The sequence below is a fragment of the Actinomadura sp. B10D3 genome, from assembly GCF_039871695.1.
Classification (GTDB): domain Bacteria; phylum Actinomycetota; class Actinomycetes; order Streptosporangiales; family Streptosporangiaceae; genus Spirillospora; species Spirillospora madurae.
Genome location: NZ_JBDPLY010000007.1, coordinates 55,925 through 82,520, shown reverse-complemented (window position 1 = coordinate 82,520; position 26,596 = coordinate 55,925). Strand labels below are relative to the sequence as shown.

At 71.4% G+C, this 26,596-nt stretch carries 26 protein-coding genes and 1 pseudogene; 11 read left to right on the top strand and 16 right to left on the bottom strand.

Annotated features, from left to right (window positions below):
* The first annotated feature begins 82 nt into the window (after positions 1-82).
* Positions 83-1,021 carry a LysR family transcriptional regulator gene (locus tag ABGB11_RS13915; protein WP_347632583.1) on the top strand — a complete coding sequence of 313 codons (939 nt, stop codon included), beginning with the start codon at positions 83-85 and terminating at the stop codon, positions 1,019-1,021.
* A 36-nt stretch (positions 1,022-1,057) separates the two neighbouring features.
* Here the strand turns inward: ABGB11_RS13915 and fusA are convergent.
* Both fusA and tnpA read right to left on the bottom strand, forming a co-directional pair.
* A pseudogene (gene fusA, locus ABGB11_RS13910) lies at positions 1,058-3,066 on the bottom strand (elongation factor G).
* Positions 3,067-3,287: 221 nt separating this feature from the next.
* The gene (gene tnpA / locus ABGB11_RS13905; protein ID WP_347632581.1) at positions 3,288-3,704 is read right to left on the bottom strand and encodes an IS200/IS605 family transposase; all 417 of its coding nucleotides are present in this window, start codon (positions 3,702-3,704) and stop codon (positions 3,288-3,290) included.
* A 22-nt stretch (positions 3,705-3,726) separates the two neighbouring features.
* On the opposite strand from tnpA, the gene ABGB11_RS13900 reads away from it, so the two are divergent.
* The gene (locus ABGB11_RS13900; RefSeq protein WP_347632579.1) at positions 3,727-4,875 is read left to right on the top strand and encodes a transposase; all 1,149 of its coding nucleotides are present in this window, start codon (positions 3,727-3,729) and stop codon (positions 4,873-4,875) included.
* 90 nt (positions 4,876-4,965) lie between these two features.
* On the opposite strand, the gene ABGB11_RS13895 is transcribed toward ABGB11_RS13900, so the two are convergent.
* Positions 4,966-5,586, bottom strand: a complete 621-nt coding sequence (locus ABGB11_RS13895) for a GntR family transcriptional regulator (protein WP_347632577.1) — start codon at positions 5,584-5,586, stop codon at positions 4,966-4,968.
* An 81-nt stretch (positions 5,587-5,667) separates the two neighbouring features.
* On the opposite strand from ABGB11_RS13895, the gene ABGB11_RS13890 reads away from it, so the two are divergent.
* Positions 5,668-6,429 carry a DUF1932 domain-containing protein gene (locus tag ABGB11_RS13890; RefSeq protein ID WP_347632575.1) on the top strand — a complete coding sequence of 254 codons (762 nt, stop codon included), beginning with the start codon at positions 5,668-5,670 and terminating at the stop codon, positions 6,427-6,429.
* On the opposite strand, the gene ABGB11_RS13885 is transcribed toward ABGB11_RS13890, so the two are convergent.
* Both ABGB11_RS13885 and ABGB11_RS13880 read right to left on the bottom strand, forming a co-directional pair.
* A complete protein-coding gene (locus ABGB11_RS13885; protein WP_347632573.1) occupies positions 6,410-6,748 on the bottom strand; it encodes a hypothetical protein in 339 nt (112 codons plus the stop codon). The two genes, ABGB11_RS13890 and ABGB11_RS13885, sit on opposite strands and share 20 nt — an antisense overlap.
* A 103-nt stretch (positions 6,749-6,851) precedes the next feature.
* Entirely contained in the window at positions 6,852-8,060 is a 1,209-nt protein-coding gene (locus ABGB11_RS13880) for a YncE family protein (protein WP_347632571.1), read from the bottom strand.
* A gap of 139 nt (positions 8,061-8,199) precedes the next feature.
* Between ABGB11_RS13880 and ABGB11_RS13875 the strand changes: the two genes are divergently transcribed.
* Positions 8,200-8,883, top strand: a complete 684-nt coding sequence (locus tag ABGB11_RS13875; protein WP_347632569.1) for a TetR/AcrR family transcriptional regulator — start codon at positions 8,200-8,202, stop codon at positions 8,881-8,883.
* Here the strand turns inward: ABGB11_RS13875 and ABGB11_RS13870 are convergent.
* The 4 genes from ABGB11_RS13870 to ABGB11_RS13855 all read right to left on the bottom strand — a co-directional run bounded on the left by ABGB11_RS13870 (position 8,810) and on the right by ABGB11_RS13855 (position 12,670).
* A complete protein-coding gene (locus ABGB11_RS13870; protein WP_347632567.1) occupies positions 8,810-9,655 on the bottom strand; it encodes a VOC family protein in 846 nt (281 codons plus the stop codon). The genes ABGB11_RS13875 and ABGB11_RS13870 overlap by 74 nt on opposite strands.
* Before the next feature lie 98 nt (positions 9,656-9,753).
* Complete coding sequence (locus ABGB11_RS13865) at positions 9,754-10,308, bottom strand: hypothetical protein (RefSeq protein WP_347632565.1); 555 nt, start codon at positions 10,306-10,308, stop codon at positions 9,754-9,756.
* A 7-nt stretch (positions 10,309-10,315) separates the two neighbouring features.
* The gene (locus tag ABGB11_RS13860) at positions 10,316-11,563 is read right to left on the bottom strand and encodes an alpha/beta hydrolase-fold protein (protein ID WP_347632563.1); all 1,248 of its coding nucleotides are present in this window, start codon (positions 11,561-11,563) and stop codon (positions 10,316-10,318) included.
* Between the two features lie 168 nt (positions 11,564-11,731).
* Complete coding sequence (locus tag ABGB11_RS13855; RefSeq protein ID WP_347632561.1) at positions 11,732-12,670, bottom strand: winged helix-turn-helix transcriptional regulator; 939 nt, start codon at positions 12,668-12,670, stop codon at positions 11,732-11,734.
* A 127-nt stretch (positions 12,671-12,797) separates the two neighbouring features.
* Here ABGB11_RS13855 and ABGB11_RS13850 point away from each other — a divergent pair, with 127 nt between their 5' ends.
* Positions 12,798-15,104 carry a PA domain-containing protein gene (locus ABGB11_RS13850; protein ID WP_347632559.1) on the top strand — a complete coding sequence of 769 codons (2,307 nt, stop codon included), beginning with the start codon at positions 12,798-12,800 and terminating at the stop codon, positions 15,102-15,104.
* 54 nt (positions 15,105-15,158) lie between these two features.
* On the opposite strand, the gene ABGB11_RS13845 is transcribed toward ABGB11_RS13850, so the two are convergent.
* The 4 genes from ABGB11_RS13845 to ABGB11_RS13830 form a co-directional block, all read right to left on the bottom strand.
* A complete protein-coding gene (locus ABGB11_RS13845; RefSeq protein WP_347632557.1) occupies positions 15,159-15,641 on the bottom strand; it encodes a hypothetical protein in 483 nt (160 codons plus the stop codon).
* A 344-nt stretch (positions 15,642-15,985) separates the two neighbouring features.
* Entirely contained in the window at positions 15,986-16,129 is a 144-nt protein-coding gene (locus ABGB11_RS13840) for a hypothetical protein (protein WP_347632555.1), read from the bottom strand.
* Positions 16,126-17,094 (bottom strand): TIGR03557 family F420-dependent LLM class oxidoreductase, encoded by a 969-nt coding sequence (locus tag ABGB11_RS13835; protein ID WP_347632553.1) that lies wholly within the window; start codon positions 17,092-17,094, stop codon positions 16,126-16,128. The genes ABGB11_RS13840 and ABGB11_RS13835 overlap by 4 nt, the downstream gene beginning before the upstream one ends.
* Position 17,095: 1 nt before the next feature.
* Positions 17,096-17,632: a DUF892 family protein gene (locus ABGB11_RS13830; RefSeq protein ID WP_347632551.1), complete on the bottom strand. Its 537-nt coding sequence runs from the start codon at positions 17,630-17,632 to the stop codon at positions 17,096-17,098.
* A 218-nt stretch (positions 17,633-17,850) separates the two neighbouring features.
* Between ABGB11_RS13830 and ABGB11_RS13825 the strand changes: the two genes are divergently transcribed.
* The 4 genes from ABGB11_RS13825 (at position 17,851) to ABGB11_RS13810 (ending at position 20,920) form a co-directional block, all read left to right on the top strand.
* Positions 17,851-18,069, top strand: a complete 219-nt coding sequence (locus ABGB11_RS13825; protein ID WP_347632549.1) for a hypothetical protein — start codon at positions 17,851-17,853, stop codon at positions 18,067-18,069.
* 97 nt (positions 18,070-18,166) lie between these two features.
* A complete protein-coding gene (locus ABGB11_RS13820) occupies positions 18,167-18,406 on the top strand; it encodes a hypothetical protein (protein WP_347632547.1) in 240 nt (79 codons plus the stop codon).
* Positions 18,403-19,749 carry a hypothetical protein gene (locus tag ABGB11_RS13815; RefSeq protein ID WP_347632545.1) on the top strand — a complete coding sequence of 449 codons (1,347 nt, stop codon included), beginning with the start codon at positions 18,403-18,405 and terminating at the stop codon, positions 19,747-19,749. The genes ABGB11_RS13820 and ABGB11_RS13815 overlap by 4 nt, the downstream gene beginning before the upstream one ends.
* Positions 19,750-19,945: 196 nt before the next feature.
* Entirely contained in the window at positions 19,946-20,920 is a 975-nt protein-coding gene (locus tag ABGB11_RS13810; RefSeq protein WP_347632543.1) for an alpha/beta hydrolase family protein, read from the top strand.
* Here ABGB11_RS13810 and ABGB11_RS13805 read toward each other — a convergent pair whose 3' ends face one another.
* The 3 genes from ABGB11_RS13805 to ABGB11_RS13795 all read right to left on the bottom strand — a co-directional run bounded on the left by ABGB11_RS13805 (position 20,921) and on the right by ABGB11_RS13795 (position 24,561).
* The gene (locus ABGB11_RS13805; RefSeq protein ID WP_347632541.1) at positions 20,921-22,135 is read right to left on the bottom strand and encodes a PP2C family protein-serine/threonine phosphatase; all 1,215 of its coding nucleotides are present in this window, start codon (positions 22,133-22,135) and stop codon (positions 20,921-20,923) included. It abuts the gene before it with no gap.
* Between the two features lie 50 nt (positions 22,136-22,185).
* Positions 22,186-22,674, bottom strand: a complete 489-nt coding sequence (locus tag ABGB11_RS13800; protein WP_347632539.1) for an MSMEG_6728 family protein — start codon at positions 22,672-22,674, stop codon at positions 22,186-22,188.
* Positions 22,675-22,746: 72 nt separating this feature from the next.
* The gene (locus ABGB11_RS13795) at positions 22,747-24,561 is read right to left on the bottom strand and encodes a serine/threonine-protein kinase (protein ID WP_347632537.1); all 1,815 of its coding nucleotides are present in this window, start codon (positions 24,559-24,561) and stop codon (positions 22,747-22,749) included.
* 299 nt (positions 24,562-24,860) lie between these two features.
* Here ABGB11_RS13795 and ABGB11_RS13790 point away from each other — a divergent pair, with 299 nt between their 5' ends.
* The gene (locus tag ABGB11_RS13790) at positions 24,861-25,724 is read left to right on the top strand and encodes an arpA protein (RefSeq protein ID WP_347632535.1); all 864 of its coding nucleotides are present in this window, start codon (positions 24,861-24,863) and stop codon (positions 25,722-25,724) included.
* A 10-nt stretch (positions 25,725-25,734) separates the two neighbouring features.
* Positions 25,735-26,544 (top strand): class I SAM-dependent methyltransferase, encoded by an 810-nt coding sequence (locus tag ABGB11_RS13785; protein WP_347632533.1) that lies wholly within the window; start codon positions 25,735-25,737, stop codon positions 26,542-26,544.
* Positions 26,545-26,596: the final 52 nt, after the last annotated feature.

Genomic DNA, 26,596 nt, shown 5'->3' with positions numbered 1-26,596 from the left:
CTCACTCCGCCTCGCGAACAGGGACAACAGGCGAATAAGCGAAGGGTTAACGCGGGCCGCCCGGAGGGCCAGACTGGGCGGTATGACGCTGACGCAGCTCGGCGCGTTCGTCCTCGTCGCCCGGCTCGGCTCGGTGAAGGAGGCGGCGCGGGCGCTGAACGTGAGCGAGCCCGCCGTGTCGCAGGCGCTGGCCGCGCTGCGCCAGCACCTGGGCGACCCGCTGCTGGTCCGCGGGCCCGGCGGGATGACGCTGACCGAGGGCGGGGCGCGCCTGCTGCCGATCGCGTCGCAGATGGTGGTGCTCGGCGCGGAGGCGGAGGGCGCGGTCCGCGCGGCCCGCGGCGCGCCCGAGGCGCTGCGGGTCGTCGCCGTCCCCGCCATCGCCGAGTTCGTCGCGACCCCGCTGCTGGACGCGTTCGCCGCCCGCTCGTCCCGCCCCGTCGAGGGCAGCGCGGGCGTCGTCGCCGGACGCGAGATGCCCGTCCTGCTGCACAACCGCCTCGCCGACGTCGCCCTCGGCCCCCATCTCGCCGACGACCCGGGCCTCGTCAGCGAGCCCGTCTACCGCACCGCCCTGGTCGCCGTGGGCGGCGGCGCCGCGGGCACGGTCCCCGCACCGCGCCCGCTGTGGCTGGTCGACCCGTCCGGCACCGACCCGGGCAGCGAGACCGCGCGGCTGCTGCGCCGGCTGAAGGTGCCCGAGGACAGGATCCGGGTCTACCCCAACCAGACCGCGGCCTGGGCCGCCGCCGCGGACGGCGACGGCCTCGCGATCGCCCTCGCCCATCTTGTCGCGCCGCGCGTCCAGCGCGGCGAGCTGCACGTCATCGCGACCCCCGCGACCCCGCTGGAGATCCGCTGGCACGCCACGACGCTGGCGCCGGACCGCCGCCCGCCGCTCGCCGGGGTGTTCCGCCGGTTCCTGGCGACCGCGGAGGCGCTGCACCTCATGCGCTCGCCGGGCTCGGGCGTGCCGCCGTCCCGCTTCCGCCCGCCGGTCTACGTGACCATCTGGAGCTGACCGGGGCCGCACCTCGGTGCGGCCCCGGTCAGGGCCTCAGCCGGCCGCGATGACGGTCTCGGCGACCGCCGGCGGGACCTCGGCGTAGGCGGCGAACCGCATGGTGAACACGCCGCGGCCCGACGTCGCCCCGCGCAGGTGCCCGACGTAGCCGAACATCTCCGCCAGCGGGACGAGGGCCTCGACGGTCCACGCGCCCGCGCGCTCGCCCGTCCCCTCGATCCGGCCCCGGCGGGCGTTGAGGTCGCCGATCACCGCGCCCAGGTACTCCTCGGGGGTGGTGACCTCGACGGCCATCACCGGTTCGAGCAGCACCGGGGACGCGCGCCGGACCGCCTCCCGGAACGCCAGCGAACCGGCGATCTTGAAGGCGAGCTCGGACGAGTCGACCGGGTGGAAGTCGCCGTCCAGCAGGGTGACGCGCACGCCGGTCATCTCGTGCCCGGCGAGCACGCCGGTCTGCATCGCCTCCTGGCAGCCCGCGTCCACGGACGGGATGAACTCCTTCGGGATCCGCCCGCCGGTGACCCGGTTGACGAACTCGTACCCGTCCTCGATGGGCTCGACGGAGATCTGCACCTTCGCGTACTGGCCCTTGCCTCCCGACTGCTTGCGGTGCGTCAGGTCGACCCGCTCCACCGCCCGGCGGACGGTCTCGCGGTAGGCGACCCGCGGGCGGCCGACGTTGGCCTCGACGCCGTACTCCTCCTTCATGCGGTCGATGAGGATCTCCAGGTGGAGCTCGCCCATGCCGCCGATGACGGTCTGCCCGTCCTCGTCGTGGACCTGGAACGACGGGTCCTCCTCCGAGAGCCGCTGGACGGCGGCGCCCAGCCGTTCCACGTCGGCCTTGGACCTCGGCTCGATCGCGACCTCGATCACCGGGGCCGGGAAGTCCATGGACTCCAGGACGACCGGGTGGGCGCCGTCGCACAGCGTCTCGCCGGTGGTGGTCTGCTTCAGGCCCATCACGGCGACGATGTCGCCCGCCCCGGCCGAGGCGATCTCCTCCCGCGCGTCCGCGTGCATCCGGTAGATCTTGCCGATCCGCTCCTTGCGCTCCTTCACGCTGTTCAGCACCTGCGCGCCACCACGAGGCGCCCGGAATAGATCCGGACGAACGTGAGCCGGCCCAGGTGCCGGTCGGCCATGATCTTGAAGGCGAGCGCGGCCAGCGGCCTGTCGTCCGACACGTCCTGCACGTCCAGCGGCGACGGCAGGTACCGCACGACCGCGTCGAGCAGGGGCTGGACGCCCTTGTTCCTGAACGCGCTCCCGCAGAGCACCGGGGTGACGGCGGACGCGACCGTGAGCCGCCGGACGGCCGCGTGCAGCTGCTCCTCGGACGGCTCCGCGCCGGCCAGGTACAGCTCCATGGCCTCCTCGTCGTGCTCGGCGACCGTCTCGATGAGCGCGGCCCGCCACCGGCGGACGTCCTCGGCCATGCCCGGCGGGACGCCGGTGACCGCGTAGTCCCCGTCCGACCAGACGTGGGCGCGCTCGGAGACGAGGTCGACGACCCCGGCGAACTCGCCCTCTGCGCCGATCGGCAGCTGCATGACCAGCGGGACGGCGCCGAGCCGTTCCCTGATCATGCCGACGCAGCGCAGGTGGTCCGCGCCCGCCCGGTCGAGTTTGTTGACGAAGCAGATCCGCGGCACGCCGTACCGGTCGGCCTGGCGCCACACCGTCTCCGACTGCGGCTCGACGCCCGCGACGCCGTCGAAGACGGCCACGGCGCCGTCGAGCACGCGCAGGCAGCGCTCGACCTCGATGGTGAAGTCGACGTGGCCCGGCGTGTCGATCAGGTTGATCGTATGGCCGTCCCAGTGGCAGGTCGTGGCCGCGGACGTGATGGTGATGCCCTTGTCGCGCTCCTGCTTCATGAAGTCCAGCGCCGTGTTGCCGTGGTGGACCTCGCCGATGCGGTGCGACACGCCGGTGAAGAAGAGGATGCGCTCGGCGGTCGTCGTCTTCCCGGCGTCGATGTGCGCCATGATCCCGATGTTGCGGACCTTGGTCAGAGCAAGGGTCGTGGTTGTCATCGGGGATCCTCCTCTTCTCTCTGATGACGACCGCCGCCGGGCAAGATCGCCTGTGCGGCACCGTGACCGTAACGGCCGGACGAGGAGGACCGCGAAGGGTTTTCCGCTTCCTGGCTCGTCCGCAGTGCTCCGGCCTTCAGGCCGGGGGTGAAGCGGACCGTCCCGCGTAGCGGGGCAGGGAAAGACGATCCGCCGCCAGGCGGATCGTCGTCCGGGTGGGCTCAGACGGGGCGGTTCTGCTGCTCGATGTACTGGCGCAGGACGGTGATCGCAGCGCCGCCCACACTCCCGGCGAAGTAGGAGCCCGACCACAGCTTGTTCGCCCGATAGTAGTGGCGGGCCAGCTCGGGGAACTCCTGTCGCAGCCGCCGGGAGGACACCCCTTTCAGCGAGTTGACCAGCCGGGACAGGGCGACCTTCGGCGGGAAGTGCACCAGCAGGTGGACGTGGTTGCTCTCGCCGTTGAACTCCGCCAGCTCGCACTCGAAGTCAGCGCACACGTCCCGCATGATCTGCTCCATGCGCTCCAGATGGGTACCGGTGAACACCCGATGCCGGAACCTGGTGACGAAAACCAAGTGAGCGTGCAGAGCAAAAACACAATGTCTACCTGTTCTGATGTCTCCATACTCGGCCATAAACCAACGATAGGATCATGATGTGCAGCTCCGGTACAACTTCCGCCTCTACCCGACCGCCGGCCAGCGCCAAGCGCTGGCCAATGCCTTCGGGTGTGCCCGGGTGGTGTTCAACGACGCCCTTCGCGCACGGCAGGAAGCGCACGCGGCCGGGCTGGCGTACATCTCCGACGGCGAGCTGTCCAAGCAAGTCATCACCGAGGCGAAGAAGACCGGCCAGCGGGCATGGCTGGGCGAGGTCTCGGCCGTCGTCCTCCAGCAGGCCCTGGCGGACCTGAACACCGCCTACCGCAACTTCTTCAACTCGATCACCGGCAAACGGAAGGCAAAGGTCGCCCCGCCCCGGTTCCGGTCCAAGAGCGACCGGCGGCAGGCGATCCGCTTCACCAGGAACGCCCGGTTCCAGGTCACGGCGGGCGGGAAGCTGCGCCTGCCGAAGATCGGCGATGTTACGGTGCGGTGGTCACGCCGCCTGCCGTCCGAGCCGTCCAGCGTGACGGTGGTCAAGGACGCGGCGGGCCGGTATTTCGCCTCGTTCGTGGTCGAGACCAGCGGCGAGCCGCTGCCCGAGACCGCCGCCGAGGTCGGCATCGACCTGGGGCTCACCCACTTCGCGGTCCTCTCGGACGGCCGCAAGATCGACAACCCGCGTTTCTTGCGCCGCGCCGAACGCCGGTTGAAGAAAGCCCAGCAGGCGCTCAGCAGGAAAGCACAAGGGTCGAACAACCGGAAGAAGGCCATCGTCAAGGTCGCCCGTGCCCATGCGGGGGTGGCCGATGCGCGCCGGGACTTCGCGCACAAGCTCTCCACCCGGATCATCCGCGAGAACCAAGCGGTGTACGTGGAGGACCTGTCGGTGAAGGGCCTGGCCCGCACCCGGCTGGCCAAGAGTGTGCACGACGCCGGATGGTCGGCGTTGGTGAACATGCTGGAGTACAAGGCCGACCGGTACGGCCGGACCCTGATGAAGGTGGACCGCTGGTTCCCCAGCTCGAAGCTCTGCTCGGCGTGCGGGGCGGTCGCCGAGTCCATGCCGCTGAATGTCCGGTCGTGGGCCTGCCCGTGCGGGGCGGTCCACGACCGGGACGTCAACGCCGCCCGCAACATCCTCGCCGCCGGACGGGCGGAGAGGCCAAACGCCTGCGGAGGGACCGTAAGACCCGCCGCCTAGCGGAGGGCAGGACCCGGTGAAACAGGAAGCCACAGAGGTGCCGCACGCGCGGCACGGGCTGAATCCCCGGCCTTCAGGCCGGGGAGCGCGTCAAGGGGCTATCTCGCGGAGCGTTTCGATGACGCTGCGGAGGTGGGCGCGGGCCGCCTCCTCGGCGGCGGCGGGGTCGCGGGCGGCGACGGCGTCGATGATGTCCAGGTGCTGCGGGAGCGAGACCTGGGGCCGGCCGGGGTGCATGGCCAGCCGGAACTGGTGCCGGACGTTCTGGGCGCGCAGCCGCTCAAGCACCTGCGACGCCGTCGCCTGGCCGCTGATCTCGCGGACGCGGCTGTGCAGCCGCTCGTTGAGCCGGGAGTAGCCGAGCACGTCGCCGGACGAGACCGCGGTCCGCATCGCCTCGCCGATCTCCTGGAGCGAGGCTACGTCGGCCGGGGCGGCGCGCTCGGCGGCCTTGGCGGCGCACAGCCCCTCGATCACCATCCGCACCTCGGAGATCTCCACGGCCTCCTCCAGCGACACGGCGCGGACGCGGGCGCCGCGGTTCTGGACGCGCTCGATCAGGCCCTCGTTGGCGAGCTCGACGAGCGCCGCCCGCACGCCGGCGCGGCTCGCGGCGAACCGCTCGGACAGGTCGGCCTCGATCAGCCGCTGGTTCGGGACGAACTCGCCGCTCAGGATCGCCTCGCGGATCCCGGCCACCACGTCGCTCACGGAGTCCCCCAGATTGTCGCCAATTTTGTCGCTGATCTAGGGTATCCGGTGACGCAAGTGCAGGTCGCGAGGGAGGCACGCATGACGGTCATCGCCGTACTGGGGCTCGGTGAGGCGGGGGGCGCGATCGCGCGCGACCTCGTGGCGGCGGGTGCGGTCGTGCGCGGCTACGACCCGCTCGTCGCGGCGTCCGGTGGGATCGTCCCGGCCGGGAGCGAGGCGCAGGCCGCGGCCGGCTCCGACCTCGTGCTGAGCGTCAACAGCGCGCACGACGCGGCCGCGGCGTTCAAGGCCGGGATCGGCGGGGTCGAGGACGGCGCCGTCTGGGCCGACCTGAACACCGGGTCGCCGGGCCTGAAGCGGGAGCTGGACGGCATCGCCCGGCAGGGCGGCGTCCCGTTCGCGGACGTCGCGATCATGGCACCGGTGCCCGGACGGGGGCTGCGCACCCCGATGCTGGCCGCCGGGGACGGCGCGGCCCGCGTCGCCGCCCTGCTCGGCCCGCTCGGCGCCCGCGTCGAGGTGATGGACGCCGAGGCCGGCGAGGCCGCGGGCCGCAAGCTGCTCCGCAGCGTCTTCTTCAAGGGGCTGGCCGGGTCGGTCGTCGAGGCGCTGGAGGCGGCGCGGGCGGCCGGCTGCGAGGACTGGCTGCGCGGCAACATCGTCGAGGAGCTGGCCGCGGCCGGCGAGCACACCGTGGACCGGCTCGTCGACGGGACCTACAAGCACGCCGTCCGCCGCGCCGCCGAGATGGAGGCCGCGGCGACCATGCTGGACGAGCTCGACGTCCCGCCCACCATGGCCGCCGCCAGCCGCGACCTGCTCAGGCGCCTGTCCGGCTGACCGGCCGGCCCCGCCGGTCATGATGTGCCGTGCTTGATGCGTCCCCGGGGCGGCACTGCTCGACCGCGACATGGATCATCAGGTTGTCGCCCGGCCACGACAGCACCGTCACCGCCGTCCCGGCGATCCGCGAGCCGAGGTGCACCGGGCGGATGGACGGGCCGAGGCAGCCCCCGTGGCCAGGGCGATCGCGCCGGCGGCGCGCCACACGAAGTCGCCCGCGTGGGCGCTGACGACGAGGAGGGGACTGGAGGGGGCAGTAGTACTCATGCCCCACCCTCAGCCTTGTAACCCAGATTATCAACAATCCTGCGTACATTAGCGGCGCCGAGACGGTCGCGGCGCAGGCACGGCGCGGGCGCACGAAAAGTCACCGCGCGGCCCGCCGGGGGAATCGGGCCGCGCGGTGACCGGTCTCGGGCTCAGCCCCTGGCGGGGGCGAGCGAGGCGACGGCCTCGGCGGTGAGCTTCGCGGCGCGCTCCCGCTGCGGGAACCGGCCGACGTCGATGCGGGCGACCTCCCTGGCCGTCCGGTAGTCGACGACGGAGACCTGGTCCTCCTCGGCGAGCGAGACGAAGCAGTCGTGACCGTTCGGGCTGGTCTGCGTCCAGTACGGCAGCGCGTCGGTCGGGTAGTGGACGGTTCCGGCCGTCGTCAGGCCCGGACGGGACACGATGGAGACGTAGTCGTCGATCGTCCCCGCCACGCACAGCCTGGACTCGTCGGGGTTCATGGCCATGCCGTGGTGCGCGGAGTTCTGCGGGTAGTCGTCCGGCTTCATCCGAGCGGCCTTGTCGCTGAACGGCATCTGCACCGTCCGCTTGATCCGGCCGGCGGTCAGGTCGTACTCGACGAACCCGTTGAGGTAGGACAGCTGCGCGTACATCGTCTTGTTGTCGCGGGTGAACACGGCCGGTCGGATCCCGTACTCGAAGGTGTAGGTGCGCAGCGGCCGGAACGTCGCCGCGTCGACCGCGGTGACGGCCTTCGACCCCTTCAGCACGTTGAGGGCCTTCGGCAGCGACGTGATGCCGATGCTGGAGTTGTAGACGATCCTGCCGTCCGGCGAGTAGTCGTTGGCGTGCGGGTAGGTGCCGGTGGCGAAGGTCGTCTCCAGCTCGCCGGTCGCGGTCTTGATGACCTCGGCCTTGCTCGCCGTGGTGGCGGAGACGATGAACCGCGTCCCGTCCGGCGACAGCGAAGCGTGGTCGGCCTTGAAGCCCTCGGTCTTGCGCCGCCACAGCATCCGCTTCGAGGCGATGTCGAACGCGACGGCGTCCGACAGGGCGCCCCGGGAGACGTAGATGGTCTTCCCGTCCGGGGAGACGGCCATGTCGTCGACGAGCTTGCGGTAGCCCTGCGCCGCGTTGACGGCCTCGTACCCGATGCGCTCCACCGGCGTCATGGCGTCCAGGCGCTCCTGGAGGTCGGGGACGACGTTGATGGAGCCGAGGTTGGCGTAGGTGGCGGTGTCGATGAAGCTGACGGTGCCGCCCTGGCCGTTGCCGACGGCCATCACGTCCCGGAGCGGCCCGGCCGCCCGCGCGGGGAGGGCACCGTTGATCGCCGTCACCGCGAGGACGGCGGCGGCCAGCAGCGCGGTACCTCGTCGGAGACTTCGGGAAGGCATCGCGTCCTCCTGGAGGGGGTGGGTCTCCGGTGTGAAAACGGTCGTGTTCGAACCGTGGTTACTGGACAGTAAGACAGGGTGATGTGTCGCACAAGACCCATTTGCGGGAAAATGCGGTCCAGCGAGCGGAGGGAGCGACGTGGCGGGCAGGCGCGCGACACCGACCGGCAGGTACGGCGGCCGGACCGCCGCCGAGCGCCGCGCCGAGCGCCGCCGCCGGTTCCTGGACGCCGGCCTGGAGATGTTCGGCCGCGGCCCCGGCTACCGGGGCACCACGGTCGCGGCGCTCAGCGAGACGGCCGGGCTGTCCACCCGCCAGTTCTACGAGGAGTTCCGCACCCTGGAGGACCTCCTCGCAGACCTGCACCTCGAAGTGAACGACGCCGCCGAGCGCGACGTCCTCGCCGCGCTCCCGTCCGTCGAGGGCCTCGAACTGGCCGAGCGCACCGCCCGCCTCTTCCGCGCCTACGCCGCCGGCATCACCGGCGACCGCGCCCGGATCCGCATCGCCTTCGTCGAGATCGTCGGCGTCAGCCCGCGGATGGACCGCCAGCGCCTCACCCGGCGCGCCCGCTGGGTCGACTTCATCTGCGCCGAGGCGGCCGCGGCCGCCGCGCGCGGCGAGATCCCCGACCGCGACTACCGGATCGCCGCCACCGCCTTCATCGGCAGCATCAACGGCCTCCTGCACGACTGGAGCGCCGGCTGGGTGGACGCCACCCTCGACGAGGTCATCGACGAGCTCGTCCTCATGCTCCTCGGCCGTCTTCACGCTCCGGACCGTCCGGCGGGATCGACGGACGCCGGCCGGGCGCCGGGGTGAAGAGCCCGAGCCTGGCGCCGGTCGGGTCGATGAGGATGGAGAAGCGGCCCGGCCCGACCTCGGTCGGCCCGAGCAGGACCCGGGCGCCGAGATCGGCGGCCTTCGCCGTGGCCGCGGGGCAGTCGGTCACCCAGAAGTAGGGGACCCAGTGGGCGCCGAAGCCCGGCGGGAAGCGGTCGTCGAGCTGGACCATGCCGCCCAGGGACCAGTCGCCGACCCTCCAGTTGGTGTAGGGGGCGGCGCCGGCGATGTACTGGCGCTCGACCGCGTCCCATCCGAAGACCTTGCCGTAGAAGCGCCTCGCCTCCTCGACGTCCTCGCAGGCCAGCTCCACCCAGCACCGGGCGGCCGGTTCGTCGACCACGCCGGCGCCCACCGCCCGGTCGAACGGGAGCCACAGCGCGAACTCGGCGCCCTGGGAGTCCATGCAGACCGCGAAGCGGCCCAGATGCGCGACGTCCGAGGGGTCCACCAGCACCTGCCCGCCCTCGGCCTCCACGACGGCGATGGTCGCCTCGATGTCGTCGCTGCGGATGAAGCAGGTCCAGGACGGAGGCTGGGTGTCGTCGGCGAGTTCCTGCATTCCGGCGACCTCCGGCCCGCCGATGTCGCCGAGGGTGAACATGAGGTAGTCGGTCCGCCCCGGGATGGTCAGCTCGTAGACGCACCAGCCGAACAGTCCGCGGTAGAACCGCTCGGACGCCTCCACGTCCGGGGTTCCCAGGTCGGTCCACGCCGGAAAGCCGGGAGGGATGAAGGTCACCTCGGGCATCGCCGGTCCCGTACAGCTCGCATGACGTCCACGCTAGGGACGCCTGCGCCATCGACGGTTTCCGGAAATGCCAAGATCGTCCCAACATTTCGGGCAGGTCAGACACTTACCACCGTCTGGAGGAGGCCCCAGACGAAATGGGCGACATAGGTGGTCCCGTCCGGTGCGGTGAGGGTCGCGTGCCAGCGGCTCGGGGCGTCGCCGTCCTGGTGCGCCACGGCCCCGAACCGCTCGTCGAGGTCACCGACCACGCAGGACCACGGGACGAGATCGTCCACGGTCTCCAGCCGCGGCACCGGGGCGCCCTCGTCCCGGACGAGCCACTCGTGCGCGACCGTCCCGTCCGGGGCCATGAGGATCTCGAAGCGCAGGCCCGGCCAGAGCGGGAACGGCGGCCACCACGCCACCTCGCAGACGACGTCCCCGATCCGGCGCTCCGCGGCGGTCGCGGGCCCGAGGACGGCCTCGTAGCGGCGGCGCCCGCGCGGGAACGTCCGGGACCGGACGATGCGCTGCCAGCGCGCGTTGACCTCCCGCATCTCGGTGCGGTCCGCGCCGAGCGAGCGCATCGCGTCCTCGACTAGCTCCGGCTGATAGTCGGCCATCCGGCGCAGCAGCACGAGCTGGAACTCCCGCCGCGCGAAGCCCTTCACCCCGGTGTCAGGACCTGCCGGCGCCGATGGCCTTGGCGATGGCGGGCCAGCTGCGCTGCAGCTCGACGCGCCAGTACTTCCAGTTGTGCATCCCCGGCCCGTACAGGTGCGACGTGACGGGGACGCCCGCCCGCTTGGCGGCGGCGACGAAGTTCTCGTTCATCGTCCCGGCGAGCTGCTCGCCGATCCGCCCCGCGTCGTGCGGCGGCGTGTCGGGCTTGTCGTGGGGGCCGGGCTGGCCGTTGCCGGACGAGACGTAGACGCCGACACCCTTCAGCTTGGCCACGTTCACGGTCGCGTCGTGCGCCTGCCAGTTCGCCCGCGCGCTGATCGGGTCGCCCCAGATGGCGGTGCCCGCCTCGCGGTTCATCGACGTCAGGATGATCGGCATACCGGGGGCGGTGATGTTCAGGGCGCCGCTGTAGGACGCGGCGTACTTGAAGATGCGGTGCCGCTCGGCGTAGGTGATCGCTCCCTGCCCGCCGGACGACAGGCCGATCGCGGCGCGCACCGACCCCGCGTGGAAATTGCGCTCCATCAGCGGGATGACCTCGCGGATGTGGAAGGTCTCCCACTCGGGGATGCCGCCCTTGCCGCCGTTGTACCAGTTGGTGTACGAGCCGTTCCAGCCGCCCTCGGGCATCACGACCATCGCGTTGTAGGGCCCGACGACCTGCTCGATGTTGGAGTCCTTCGTCCACGACGTGTAGTTGTTGTTGCCGCCGTGGTAGGCGTACACGACCGGCCACGTCTTGGTGGTGCTGGACTTCCAGCTCTTCGGCACCATCACGCGGGTCTTCACCTGCGCGCCCAGCGCGGGCGAGGCGATCGTGACGTCGAAGATCCGCGAGGCGACCTTCTTCACGCCGGTGATGGTGGCGCCGTCGGGCGCCTTGGCGTACTTGCCCGACCCGGCGCCGGGCGGCAGGTGCGGCTTCTTGCCGTGGCTGCCGGTGTTCGAGTCGGGGTCGGTGGGGCTCGGCGACCCGCCGCCGGTGCCGAAGGGGTTGCTGTTCAGCGGGACGTTCGGGAGCTTCGGGGCCTTCGGCGACGTGGTCGGGGACGCCGAGCCGGGCGCGGACGGCTGCGTGGCGGGCCCGAACGACGGAATGGGCTTGCCGTTCCCGGAAGCCTCCGACCTGCCCTTCGGCACGCCGACCCCGGCCTGCGCGAGCCCGACCATGACCGCGGGCAGCAGCACGGCCGCCGCCGCGGTGCCCGCGATGGCGATCTTCCTGTCGGTACGCTTCTTCATGGCTCCCCAGCTGTCCGGGCCGCCCCAGGCCCGCCGCTCCGCTAGCCCGACGAAACTACTGTCCCCGCCGTCACACCCGCAAGTATTAACACCAAATGCAATAAAGGCGATATATACCGCCGCACACCGGAAATGCCGGGCGCCGGAAATTAGGCGTGATACGCCCGGTCAGGGGGTGCGGTGGCGGGTGTAGAGGGCGCCGGCCTGGAAGCGGGTGCGGGCGCCGAGGCGGTCGCAGAGGTCGCGGACGCGGCGCTGGACGGTGCGGGTGCTGATGGACAGGCGACGCGCTATCGCGTCGTCGGTGAGGCCCGCGGCGAGGAGGGTGAGGACGGCGTCGTCCGGGGCGTCCTCGCCGGGGAGCGGGAGGGCGCTGCGCCACAGCACCTCGAAGAGGGAGACGAGGGCGTCCAGCAGGGCCGAGGGGTGGACGATCAGGGAGCTGTCGACCGAGCTGGCGTGCTCGGAGGTCAGCGGGAGCATCGCGGTGCGGCCGTCGGCGATGGCCAGCTTGATCGGGACGGCGCCGAGGCGGGCCTGCTCGCCGGACGCGACGGCGCGGCGCACGCGGTCGAGCGCCCCGGGCTCGCCGAACGCCTCGGGGCCGTAGATGCCGCGCACCCGGATGCCGCGGCGCATCGTGCGTTCCTGCTCGTCGCTGGAGACCGCGACGTCGGTGGCGAACGGCGGGTGGACCAGGACGATCAGTTCTTCGCGGGCGCCCTGGAGGAGTTGTAGGTAGCGGCGGGCCACGGCGGCCCGGCCGCTGACGACCTCGACGAGCTCCTCCGGGTGCGGGGCGGCCTCGGCGAGGAGGGGGCCGATGGCGGCGCGGCTGCGGGCGATCTCCTCCTGGCGGCTCGCGACGAGGGCCTCCACCGCGACGTGGGGCGGGGTGGCGAGGAGGCGGAGCGGGCGGCCGGCCAGGCGGGTCACGAGCCCGAGCTCCTCCAGGCGCGGCAGGAGGCGGCGCACGGCGGCGACCGACGTGCCGAGCCGCGCGGCGAGGTCGGCGAGGGTGCACGGGCCCTCGCGCAGCAGGCCGCGGTAGGCCGTCTCCTCGGCGGCGGAGACCCCGAGTCCCTCCAGCAGCGGCGAATCGGACACGTCCTAAATGTAGAGGTCCTTCGACCGTTTGGCGGGTTCCCGCCATGACGGAAGCCGCCATCCCGGTCTCTGGATCCCTCGTGATCACGGCCTGAGAATCAAGATCGACTTTCTTGGAGGGATGGCCATGCTGGCGAAGACGACGGCCGCGCTGGGCCTCGCCGTTCTGGGGCTCGGTGCCCTGGGGCTCGCGGCACCGGCGAACGCGCGGCCGGCCCCACCGTCCGCGTTGCGGGTCGGTGGCGGCGCCTACGATGTCACGTTGCCGACGGGCGACAAGGTCCACGTGGCGGGCGACCAGGTGACCGTGACGCCCGGACGGGGACGCTCACCCGCGTTCTCGGTCTCGCACCGGAACGGTGACCTCTACGTCGTTCCGAGCGACAAGACCTCGGAGAACCCGCAGCGCTACAACGTGACCGCTCTGCACGAGCATCGGCGCCCCGCCGCACCCAAGCCGAAGGCGGCGGCCGGCGATCTCGTGACGGTCCGCCTGAAGAGCATCGCGAGGGACGGCCGGCCCGGAGGCGGCCAGGCCGAGCTGGTCAACGTCGAGGACGGGTCGCTCGCGACCTTGAGCCGGCCGCTGCCCGGTACCCCCGGCCTGCCGTGCACGAATGCCGACTGGGACCACGCCGAATGCGTCCAGGTGCCCAAGGGGACCTACTCCGTCATGGCGTACATCAAGACGATGCCGTCTTGGGCGCCGAGCCCGGACCCCCACGCGAAGGCGCTCAGCTACAGCCTGGTGGGCGACCCGGAGATCGAGATCACCGGGGACACCGAGATCGTGCTCGACGCGCGCAAGGCGAAGGAGGTGACCATCGAGACGCCCGGGCACGTCACCAAGCCCAATCCCGGCGCCATGAGCGCGCTGGGGTGGATGCGCGCACCCGAGAAGGGCCCGGCCCAGACCTTGACCCTTCAGACAGGCGCCTCGCTCCTGAAAGAGCGTGTGTTCATGCAGCCGACCCGCAAGGTCCGCACCGGGACGTTCGACGCCTACACGCGATGGCAGTTGGAGGCCCCCGTCATCACCATGCGGGCCGAGGGAATCCCTCTGCACCCGGAGTACTATCCCGCGTTCCTGTTCAGCGGGTCCACACACCAGTTCCCCCGTCTTGACGGCAGCGCCGCGATGCGGGTCCAGGACGGGGACGACCCCCGCGCCGACCTGCGCGGACGTCTCGCGCTGATCCAGCGCGAAGACGGCGTGGCCGTCAGCGAGCAGGCCAACCGGGCCGCCGAGGCCGGTGCGCGCATGGTCGCCGTCTACAACGACAAGCCCGGCGTGAACGACGAGACCGGACTCGAAGCGACGGGCGCCTATGGCGTCCTGCTCAAGGTCCCGACGGTGTACCTGTCCCGCGAAGAAGGGCTTGCTCTGATGAGCAAGAAGAACGCGAAGGTGACCGCCAAGGGCGTCCTGAACAGCCCCTACCAGTACAACCTCCTTTTCCCGGAGAAGGGGCGGATCTCCGAGAACCTGAACCACGTCGTGCGCACCCGGGATCTGGCGCGGGTCGACGCCACCTACCACGACACCGGCACCGTGACGACGACCCACTTCGGCAGGCGCGCATGGGAGGACTTCACCGTCGGCTATGGCTACCCCCACAGCCGCTCGGGACGTACGCAGTACTTCTCGGCCGATCCGAAGACGGAATGGTCCGTGCTGACCACGACACCGGAAGCGCATTCCGTCGTGTCGAACTTCCCCCAGACGCCGACACCGCGTCTTTCGTTCAACGATCCCGGATGGACCTCGTTCAAACCCGGATATCGAGGGACGCATGCCTGGGCCAAGCCTCCGTTCCTGGGCGGGATCCCTCCGACCACGCCGTTCACTCGCGAAGGCAACACCATCAACATCCACGTCGGATTGGTGGACGCCGAGAACGACTTCTCGGACGCCTACACGAGCATGTTCCCGCAGGGATTCGAAACCGACTTCCGCGTTTACCAGGATGACCGGCTCGTCGCCCGGACGGCCTATCTGGCGGACGGGTATCTGGCGGCCACGCCGGACGACGCGGCCTACCGGGTCGAGTACGACTTCACCAACAAGGCGACCTGGGCCCGGTTCTCCACGAGCACCAAGACGGTCTGGGCGTTCCGTTCCGCGCACACCACCGAGACGACCGCGATCCCGCTCCTCCGCGTGGACCTCGACGCCGATCTCGACCTGCGCAACAGGGCACGGTCCCGGAAGCTGAAGGTGAACGTCGGGCGCCTTGACGGCTCGCCGATGCCGTTGAAGCGGCTGTCGCTGGAAACCTCCTTCGACGACGGCGCCACCTGGACCACCGTCCCCGTGAAGGACGGCGTCGCGCGGATCGGCGGGAAGGGACTGGTCTCCTTGCGGGTCGCCGCCGAGGACACCCAGGGCAACAAGATCACCCAGGAGGTCGTCCGGGCCTACGAAGTGCGCTGACGGCCCCACCGTGACCCCGGCCGGTGTGCGGCCGGGGTCACGGCGTTCGCCGGGTCAGGCCTGGGCGAAGTCGTAGGTGGCGGTGACGGTGGCCGAGCCCGGGCAGAAGAGCCCGCTGGTCTTGCTGACGGTCTGCTCGGTGAAGGTGGCGGTGACCGGGAGGTCGGTGCCGGTGAAGCCGCCGCTGATGCTGCCCGCGTAGGTGCAGCCGATGGCGCTCATGGAGAAGCCGCTGATGGTGGCGACCCCGTTGTCCAGGCTGCCGCTCCACGGCAGGTCCTGCGGCGTGACGGTCACGCCGCAGCCCTCGACGGACGCCGAGGTGATGGACAGGGTGCCGTCCTCGGCGATCGTGCCGGACAGCGTGGAGCCGGTGCAGGAGGCGGGGATTCCCGCGTCGATCGTCATGGTCCCGTTCAGGGTGGCCGTGAAGTCGCCGGCCGTCCAAGCCAGGGCGGGGGTGGCGGTCACGGCGACGGTGAGCGCCGCCGCGGCGAAGGCCGAGCCGAGCGCGGCCGTCTTCGTGGTGCGGGACAAGGGAGTCCTCATTTCGAACGGTGGGCGTCGCGCCTGCACCCGAAGGAATGGGGTGGGACGCCCTCGAATCCGCGCGCTGCCCCGCCCGTGGCCAATGGACGGCGCCGCGGTCGTGAGCCGAGGGCCGGGAGCCGGGAACCGCCGTGTCCGCGTCGACCACGGTTCCGACCACCAAGTAGAACGCGTTCTACCTGGAAGATAGACAACGGCCCTCTGCCGGTCAATACCTGATCAAAATCTCTCATTCCCTCGACGACGAACCAGCCGCGGTATTTACCGTTACCTGTCCGTAAATTGGCATTTAGGTCACCGCTATTCCAGCGGCGGCGTCCGCCGTTCCGGTCTCAGCAGACCGGCGCCGCGGAGGCCGCGGCGGGAGCGGGAGCGGAGGCGGGACGCGGCGGGTCGACCACCGTCCGCACGTCGGCCGGGCCCGTCGCCTGGGTCTGGGCGCCCAGCAGGCGCAGCAGGGGAGACCGGGCGCTCAACCGAAGCGTTCGCGCAGCGCCGGGAGGAGGTCGGCCTCCGCCCACGTCCGGAAGTCCTTCTGGTGCTCGGCGCCGGACTGGCAGAAGGAGATGTGCGTGAAGCCCGCGTCCGCCCACTGCTGGACGGCCGCCAGGTAGTCCTCCACGTCGTCGCCGCACGGCACCGACTCGGCGACGTCCTCGGGCCGGACGGTCTTCGCCGCCGCCTCGAAGTTCACCGGGCCCGGCAGCTCCGCCATGACCTTCCAGGCCGGGGCGGAGAACCTCCAGATGCGGTGGGCGCGGTCCTTGCATTCGTCGTGGTCGTGGCCGTAGGCGACCGGGATCTGGCCGTAGACGGGCTTCCCCGCCCCGCCTTCGGCTCGGAAGACGTCGACGGTGCCCTCGACGGGCTGGTCGGAGATCAGCAGGTCGGCGTGGCGCGCGGCGAGCCGTCCCGCGCGGGGCCCGTAGGCGGCCATGCCGATGCGGACGGGCTCGTCCGGCAGGTCGTACAGCTTCGCCGAGTCGACGGTGAAGTGCCGGCCCCGGTAGTTGACGTAGTCGCCGCCGAACAGCGCGCGGATGATCTCGACGGCCTCGGCGAACATCTCGTGCCGGACGTCCACCGACGGCCAGCCGCGCCCGACGACGTGCTCGTTGAGGTTCTCCCCCGCGCCGAGGCCGAGCGTGAACCGGCCGTCCGACAGCACGCCCATCGTGGCGGCCTTCTGGGCCACGACGGCCGGGTGGTAGCGCATGATCGGGCAGGTCACGAACGTCATCAGCGGGATGCGGTGGGTGGCCTGGGCGAGGGCGCCGAGCACCGACCAGGCGTAGGCGGAGTGGCCCTGGTCCTCCAGCCAGGGGAAGTAGTGGTCGGAGATGACCGAGTAGGAGAAGCCCGCCTCCTCGGCCTCGACGAGGTCGGCGACGAGCTGCTTCGGCGGCGTCTGCTCGCAGAGCAGCGTGTACCCGAATCGCATGTCAGTTCCCCAGGAGGTCCATGAGGTCGTCGGCGTGCTCCTCCTCCTCGGCGAGGATGTGCTCCATCAGCCGGCGGGTGGTGACGTCGCCGTCGCCCAGCCAGCGGATGATCTCCTGGTAGGACTCGATGACGATCCGCTCGGCGACGAGGTTCTCCTGCAGCATCCCCCGCAGGTCGCCGTCGTCGAAGGTCACGTAGGTCGTGTGGGACCGCGCGGCGATCGTCTTCGGGTCGAAGTCGGGGTCGCCGCCGAGCTGGCTGATGCGCTCCGCGGCGCGCATGGCGTGGTCGCGCTCCTCGTCGGCGTGCTCGCCGAACTCGGCCGCCACCTGCGCGCGGTCGATCCCGGTCGCGCTGATCGCGTGCTGCGCGTACCGCATCCAGCAGACGATCTCGGTCGCCAGGACGTCGTTGAGGACGCCGATGACCTCCTCGGGACTCCTGCCGTACCCCGCGGTCACCGGGCCGTCCGCCATCTTCTGGCGGGCGCGTTCCCGGATCGCCGCGACGTCGATGCTGAAGCTGCTCTCGGCCATGCTCCCACTCCTCCCATCGGGCTTGGACGTAGGCGTCCCTACCCGGCAGGAGCCGCTCATGCCTCCGGCGCCCGCCCGCGAAGACGCTGATCAAGGGGCGCTTGGCTACGGCCAGTCACATCTGCTATACGTAGAGCTACCCGTTCCGATCCGGGCGGGAGAAGGACATCCGGTATCCACCTTGGAATCCGGGCGTGACAAGGAAGAAAAGGAACCACATGAAGTCCTACAGCTACACCGACCTGGCCGAGCTGACCGGCGAGGTCCTGCCGGAGCGCGCCGTCCTGTCCACCCTCCTCGTCGGTGGCGGCGGCGGCAACTCGATCGTGCCGAACTGCGCGACCAACGTCGTCAACCAGAGCGGCAGCCTCGGCCAGCTGCTCCTGGCCGGCCCGAACACCGCCACCGTCGCCTGCAGCGGCGCCACGGTCGGCTGACTAGACCGAGCATGACCGCGGGTTCGCGCCCGCACGGAAGGGCTGGTGATTCCCGCCAGCCCTTCCCCCTCTTTCCGGACGATCTGAAAGCGAACCGATGAGCACAACCAACCCTCACGCGCTCAGCTACGCCGAACTCGACAGGCTGTCGGGCGAGGTGCTCCCCGGGCGGCTGCTGCTGTCGGCCGCCGGCCGCGCGGGCGACCTCGACGCCGTGTACGCCTGCCAGTACACCCACTCGGCCGGGACGTCCGGCGTGCTCGACACCGGGCTGTTCGCGGAGGCCGAGCGCACCACGGTGACGTGCTTCCCCGTCGTGGTCCACCACGGATCATGAGCGACCCCGCGGGCCAGGCCACCGCCGCCGGCGCTCGGGCGGCGCTCACCCTTCCCACGATCACCGAGGGCGCCGAGTTCGCCGGCGAGTTCAAGAACTCCGGCTACCGCGAGCCGCCGCAGCTGGTGTGCCTGCCCAACCGCCAGCTCGTCCGGCTGCCGCCGCTGCTGTTCCTCGTCGCGAAGACGCTGCACGACCACCGCGAGCCGGCCGGGACGAAGGACGTGACGGCCGCGCTCGACACCGTGGCCGCGGCGGTCAGCGAGCAGGCGGGCGCCCGCCTCACCGCAGAGCAGCTCGTCTACCTGGTCGACCACAAGCTGGCTCCGCTCGGCGTGACGACCTACAGCGACGGCACCCCGCCTCCCGTCGTCAAGGCCGACCCGTTCCTCGGGCTGAAGTTCAAGGTCGCCGTCTTCCCGGAGTCGGTCTCCTGGTTCGTCGCCGGGCTGTTCGCCTGGCTGTTCAGGCCGCTGATCGTGGCCGTCGCGGTGGCCGGCGTCATCGCCGGCGAGGTGTGGGTGCTGACCACCCGGTCGATCGCCGAGGCGCTCCAGCAGACCCTGCTCGCCCCGGTGAGCATCCTGCTGATCATGGCGCTGGGGGTGCTGTCGTGCGCCTTCCACGAGGTCGGGCACGCCGCCGCCTGCCGCTACGGCGGCGTCCGCCCGGGGGTCATGGGGTGCGGCATCTACCTGGTGTGGCCCGCGTTCTACACCGACATCACCGAGTCGTACCGGCTCGGCCGCGCCGGACGGCTCCGCGCGGACCTGGCCGGCGTCTACTTCAACGGGCTCTTCGTCGCCGGGCTCGTCCTGCTCTACCTGGCGACGGGGTACGAGCCGCTGCTCGTCGCCGTCCTCTACGTCAACATCGAGATCATCCAGCAGCTGCTGCCGACGCTGCGGTTCGACGGGTACTACATCATGTCGGACCTGATCGGCATCCCCGACCTATTCAAGTACATCGGCCCCATCCTGCGCCGGACGCTCCTGCGCCGCCCCGCCGACGAGCGGCTCCGCGACCTCAAGCGCTGGCCGCAGGTCTTCGTCACGGCCTGGGTGCTGACCATCGTCCCGCTCCTGGCCGTCCAGATCGGCCTCATCGTCACGCAGATCCCGAACCTGGTGATGAAGGACTGGTGGATGATGCGCCGGCTCGCCGCCTCCGCGTCCGCCGGGGCGAGCCCGCTCGAGCTGCTCACCTCCGGGCTCCAGATCCTGCTGCTGGCGCTGCCGCTGGCGGGCGTGCTGCTGATCCTCTACATGATGGCGAGCTGGCTGGTGCGGCGGGCCGTCCGCTTCGTCAACGCGCCCGTCCAGGAGACCGCCTCCGGAGCCTGAGCGGACAGGCCTTTGAGCGGACCGCGGCGCGCGTCCGCCCGGCCGGGGAAATGCATTTTATACACTTTTGACGAAGTGCTTGGACGGCCGGCCCGCGGGAATCCATTCCGGTGAGAAGAGAAAAGCGCCCGACCGCGTCTCTTCTTTTCCTGCAAAGGCCGGCCCATCCCCGCCGGTGTTTCCGGAAGGCCCCGCATTGCTCCGCCGCAGTACCCCCGCCGCATGGCTGGGGGCCTTCGTCCTGCTCGTTCCCGGCGCCGTCGTGGACCGCTCCACGGCCGCCGCCGCGCCCCGCGCCGAGGTCGTCGCCGAGACGGCCGTCGCACCCCGCGCCGTGGACCTGACCGTCGAGTCCCCCGCCATGGACCGCCGCGAGAAGGTCCGGCTCCTCCTGCCCCGCGGCTGGTCGAGGGACGCCGGCCGCACCTGGCCCGTCCTGTGGCTGCTGCACGGCGGCGTCGACGACCACACCGCCTGGACGCGCGACACCGACGTCGCCGAACTCACCGCCCGGACCGGGGTGATCGTCGTCATGCCGAACGGCGGCCGGTGCGGCAATTACTCCGACTGGTGGAACTACGGCCGCGGCGGCTCCCCGCGATGGGAGACGTTCCACATGACCGAACTGCGGCACATTCTCGAACGGGACTACGGCGCCGGACGGGAACGCGCGGTCGCCGGCAATTCCATGGGCGGCCTCGGCGCCATGCTGTACGCGGCCCGCTTCCCCGGGATGTTCCGGGCCGCGGCGGCGTTCAGCGGGTACGTCGACACCCTGCACGGCCACAAGCCGGGCGACGGCTCGACCGGCTGGGGGCCGTCCTTCTCCTGCCCCGGCACCGACTGGCGGCGGGTGTGGGGCCACCCCGACCACCAGGCCGCGATCTGGCACGCGCACAACCCGGCCGACCTCGCGGGCCGGCTGCGCGGCGTCCGGCTGTGGGTGGCCAGCGGCAACGGCAAGGCCGGCTCCCTCGGCGGGATGCCGTTCACCGACCCGGTGGAGAAGGCCGCGTACGCCAACGCGCACGCGTTCGTGAAGCGGCTGCAGGACGAGGGCGTCCCCGTCACGACGCGGTTCTTCGACGGGCAGCACGACTGGCCGTACTGGCAGCGCGACCTGCACGAGGCCTACCCGGCGCTGATGAGGTCCCTCGGACTTCCGGGCTGATCAGGACGCGATCACGGGAACACCCCCGTCCTCGCGCCCGGACGTGCCGTGCCATTCGAGGAGCAGGACGGTCGCGTCGTCGTCCAGGCGCCCCGCGTGGTGCTCCAGGATGCTGTGGGTGAGACGCCGGAGCGTCTCGGGGACGGCGTGCCCGCCGGCGTTGTGGCGGATGATGAAGTCGACGAACCGGGCGAGGCCGAACTCGTCCTTGTTCGGGTCCCGGGCCTCCACGATGCCGTCGGTGTAGAGCACGACGCGGTCGCCCGGTTCGAGCTGCTCCTCGCAGACCTCGGCGCTCACCCCGAGATCTGTGCCGAGAGGGTGCCCCGGCTCGCAGCGCAGCGAGGCGACCCACCGGCCGCCCCGGATGATCACGGGCGCCGGGTGCCCGTGCAGGACCCACGAGAGCACGCCCGTCCGCAGGTCCAGGTCCGCCAGCGCCGCGGTCACGAACCGGCCGGAGGAGTCCTGCTCGAGCAGGATCTCCTCGATGGCGCGCCCGACGTCCCGCAGGGGCACGCCCTGCAGCCGGAGGTTGCGTCCCGCCGCCACCGCCAGGTTCGATGTCAGGCCGGACGCGGTGTCGTGGCCCATGGCGTCGAACACGCTGAGGTGCACGACGTCGCCGGCCAGGGCGTAGTCGAAGGCGTCGCCGCCGAGCCTGTAGGCCGGCTCCAGGGCGGCGCCGATCACCATCTGGTCGTTGGCGAAGCTGAGCGGCGCCATCATCCGCCACTGCATCTCGGCCGACACCGTCATCTCGCGGGTCCGGATCAGCCGGGCGTAGGTGTCGCTGTACGGCCCCTTGCTGACGATCATCAGGGCGACCAGGCCGGCGAGGTACTCGACGTCCTGCCGTGCCCGCTCGTCGTCCTGCGGCAGCGTGGCCCGCAGGACGCCAATGCGCTCGGTACCGTCGAGGATCGGCGCCCAGTACTGGACCGTCCCGTCCGGGAACGTCTGCCCCGCCAGCGTCTGCACCGTCTGGAACGCCCGGCCCGCCACCGTCCTGTTGATCTGGAGGTCGGTCTCGGACCAGGCGTCCGACTCCACGACCGGCGCGGTGCCGGCCAGCTTGCGCAGCACCGTCTGCTGGAGATCGACGACATAGATCTCCACGTCGTGCAGACCCACCTTCGCGGCATGCTCGGATACCGCGCCCGGTAGCTGCTCCATCGACATCAGATGGCTGGCCGCCAGCAACTCCCTCAGCATGGGCTCGCCGCCCCACATCCTCGATCACGGACGGTTCGGTGTCCTGACCTCTACCCACCTGCGGCTTTCCCATGTGGCCGCCGGTCCGAGGCGGGCCAGACGTAGGGCAGGTCGTCCGGCACGTCCGGGAACCGGGAGCGGTAGAAGACCGGATCCTTGCGGACGAGCGCCGAACGGTGGCTGCGGTGGAACGCCGGGTCACCCAGCCACGGGGGCAGGTCTCCCGCCGCGGCGAGCCCGGCCTGGTCCCGCGGGCGCCGCACTCCCGTCCTCTCGGACAGGTCCTCCACCAGTGTCCCGGCGCAGGTGTCCCCGTGGCCGAGGCCGCACCAGCGGTCGCAGATCACCAGGCCGTACCGGACGAGCGCCTCCTCGTAGCCCCTCCACATCCGCGCCGCCGGGTGGTGCCGCCAGCCGTACCCCGGCACCGTCAGCGCCCGCAGGACCTGGATGGTCTCGACGCGCTGCTTGCCGAGCCGGCGCGCGTCGAGAACGTCCGCCGTGGCGGTGAAGTCCGCATACGGCAAGAAGGTCTGCATGACCGCCCCCTCGGTGCTTGTATCCCGGTATACCCGCAGGTGAGCACCGGAACGTACGGCGGCCGGCGACCGTCAGGACCGCGTCGGCGACGGGTTCTTCGGCAGCATCGCGGCGATCTCGGGCTTCAGCAGGGACCGGACGCTCGCGTAGGAACCGCCGAAGTCCAGGTCGCCGCAGCCGTCACTGCCGCCGGCCAGATAGGAGAGCTGGAACTCGGCGGGGGTGAAGAACGCGCTCAGGCGGGGCGGGGTGGGCTCGGGCCCGTCCTCGGTCGGAGAGAAGTCGGCGAGCTCGAACCGGCCGTCGCCGGAGCACTGCGCCCAATCACGCCCGAACCTGCCGCGACGCTGTTGCACGAGCGACTGCAACCGGGCGACGCCCGCGGCGGTCAGCGTCGAGGGCGTGAAAACGTCCTTGGCGGTGAGCCTGCGGCCGGTGCGCAGGTCCACGGTGACGACCTCCCCGCCGGGCGACCCGTCGGCCTGCTGGCAGTTGTCGGTGACCTGGAAGTACCGGACGGAGACCAGCCGCGGCCCGCGCAGCCCGAGCCGGGCCTCGGTCCGCATCTTCACCGGCTTTCCCTTGCAGCCGACCGAGGCGTCGAGCCTCCGCGACATGGCGATGAGGCGGTCCAGGGGGCCGCGCAGCTCGGCGTTGATCCGACGCTGCAGCGCGGCGTCCTCCAGGCCGCTGACCGTCGCGTACTGCCCGTTCTGGATCTGGATCGCCGGGTTGCTGAGCGTGCGGTTGTCGGTGGCCATCCGGACGACCGCGACGGGCCGGGGCGGCGGCTCCTTGTGGTCCTGCACCGCGTACACGGCGCCGCCCGCCGTCGCGCCGACCACGGCGACGCCCGCGGCGGCCATCGTGCCCTTGCCGGCCGCGGTGGCGAGGAACCCCTTGCTCACGGCGGCTCCGGCGCCCGTCCCGCCGCCGGCGGCCGTCCCGCCGGCCCCGGAGGCGGACGCCGCGCCCACGGTGCCCGCGGTGCCCGCGCCCGCCGAGGCGGCGGCCCCCGGGGCGACGGCGAGCGCGCCCAGCGGGAACAGGGCGGCCAGGGCGACCGCGGCGCCGGCCAGCGCGCGGACGCCGCGCTGCTCCCAGTCGCTCCCGTACGCGGCGGCGGCGGTGTTCTCGAGCCAGGTCACGAACGCCGCGGCGCCGGGCGGCCGCTCCCCCGGGCTCTTGGCCAGCCCCTGCCGCACGAGGGGGCGCAGCGGCTCGGGGACGTCCCCCACGTCGACCGGCACGTTGAGGTGCTGGTTCATCAGCGCCGCCGGCTCGGACGCCGCGAAGGGCCGCCGCCCGGTGACGCACTCCATGAACACGCAGGTCGCGGCGTACACGTCGGTGGCGGGGGTGGCGGGGTCGCCGCGCCACTGCTCGGGCGCCATGTACACGGGCGTTCCCATGCGCGAGCCCTCCCCGGCGAGGACGGCGACGCCGAAGTCGACCAGCTTGCTCAGGCCGTCGGACCGGACGACGACGTTGGCCGGCTTGTAGTCGCGGTGGACGACCCCGACGGCGTGGGCGGCCGCGAGCCCCAGCAGCGAGCCCTTCAGGACCAGCAGCGCCGCCTCCGGGGCCAGGGTCCCGTGCTCGCGCAGCACCTCCTTGAGGGACACGCCGTCGACCGCCTCCATCACGATCGCCGCGCCCTGGTCGCTCTCCACGAACTGGAAGAGGCGCGCCACGTACGGGCTGGTCAGCCGGCCGAGCATCTGCGCCTCGGCCCGCAGCGCGGTGATCGCCTCGGCGTCCCCCCGGACGAGGTACTTGATGGCGACCGGAGTCCCGGACTCGGTGTGATGGGCGAGCACGACACGCCCCTGCGCTCCGCGTCCCAGTTCACGGTCCTCGGTGAACCCCGTCAGCCGCCAGTCCATCCCGTGCTCCCGCCCTTCTCCGATCAAGCTCCACTGGACGGTGACGCCGCCACGTGCCGAAAGGTTCGCGGAAAGCCACGACGAGCGCCACCCCCCGCCCGGCGCCGTCCGGCCGGCGGCCGGCGGTGAGATGGGACACACCCCCCGCGGACGGCCCCCGAGCCCGGGAACGGTCCAAGGCACAGGTCACGCCACACCCTCCTCGTTTTCTGACAAACCAGGCGGAAAAGCACGGCCATGAATTCATGGGAGGAATGTGCTAAAACCCGTCTGAGATCGGCCGACGCGGAAGGATCGTCATGGGCGCAGCGGAGGCTCTCGGACGGGTGGTCGACACGGAGCGCTATCCGCTGGCCGCGCCGGGGAGCACCGGGTGGGACGCGGTCGTTTCCCGGACCCGGGACGAACTGGCGAAAACGGGCTGCTGCGTGCTGCCGGCCTTCATTCGCCCGGCATTGCAGGACGCGCTCCGCGCGGAATGCGCGGAGATCGCGCCGCTCGCGCATTACGACGTCGAAACGGTGAACGCCTACAACATCGACGTCGCCACCCCATTGCCGGAAGATCATCCCGGGCGTATCACGGTCGAACGGGGCAACGCGTTCGTGGCCCGCGACCACATCCCCGGCGGCTTCATCGTCCACCGGATCTATTCGAGCGAGCTCTTCCAGCGGTTCGTGGCGAGCTGCTTCGGGCTGCCGCGCGTGCACGAGCTCGCCGACCCGCTGTCGGGGCTGTGCGTCAACGTGGTCAACCCGGAGATGGAGCATCCCTGGCATTTCGACACCAACGAGTTCACCGTGAGCCTCCTGACGCAGGAGCCGGAGGACGGGGGCGTCTTCGAGTACTGCCCGAACATCAGGTCGGCGGAGGCGGAGAACTTCGCCGACGTGCGCCGGGTGCTGACCGGGAACGGCGGCGACCTCGTCCGCGGCCTCACCCTGCGCCCCGGCGACCTGCAGCTGTTCAAGGGGCGGTACTCGCTGCACCGGGTCGGCAGGGTCCGGGGGAACACGGCGCGGCACACGGCGATCTTCGCCTACAGCGAGCGCCCGGGGGTCATCGGCAGCGTCGCGCGCACGAGGCAGCTCTTCGGCCGCGTCCTGCCCGAGCACCGGGCGGCGGCGGGCGGCGCCGTCCGGGTCGACCGGCTGCTCGACTAGGAGGGCGTGCGTGCGCACGGACACCACAGGGAAGATCTCGTTCGACCACATCTACACCCGGCCCGATCCCCGCGACTACTTCGGCACGCTGCGCGGGCTCGACTACGACATCCCGCAGCGGGCCAAACCGCACTTCCAGCGGCTCATCGCCGAAATCCGGGAGGCGCGGGATCTCCCGTCCACGACCGTTCTGGACATCGGCTGCTCCTACGGCGTCAACGCGGCCCTGGTGAAATACGACGTGACGATGGGTGAGCTGTACGATCGCTATGCCGGTCCCGACGCCGGCCGGCACACCCGCGGCACGCTACTGGCCCGCGACCGGGAACTGGTCCGTTCCCGGAAACGCACCGGCCGGCTGCGTTTCGTCGGGCTGGACGCCTCGGAGAACGCCCTTTCCTATGCCCTCGAAGCCGGTTTCCTCGACGGAGCGGTCCACGCCGATCTGGAGAACGGCGACCCGACCGACGAGCAGCGCGCGCAGCTGGCCGGAACGGACCTGGTCATCTCGACGGGCTGCCTCGGCTACGTCACCGAGCGCACCATTTCCCGCGTCATCGGCGCGGCCCCGGGCCGCCTGCCGTGGACGGCGCATTTCGTGCTGCGCATGTTCCCCTTCGACCCGATCGCCGAGACCCTGGCCGCCGCGGGGTACGAGACCGTCCGTGCGGACGGCCTGTTTCACCAGCGGAAGTTCGCGACCGGGGAGGAGCAGGCGCTCGTCCTGGAGCGCCTCTCCGGCGTCGGCGTCGACCCGAGCGGCCTGGAGACCGAGGGCCGGCTCTACGCGCAGCTGTACATCTCCCGCCCGACCGCCTGACGCCGCGCGGCCCGCCCTGGAACAAGCGGCCCACCCTGGAACAAGAGGAACG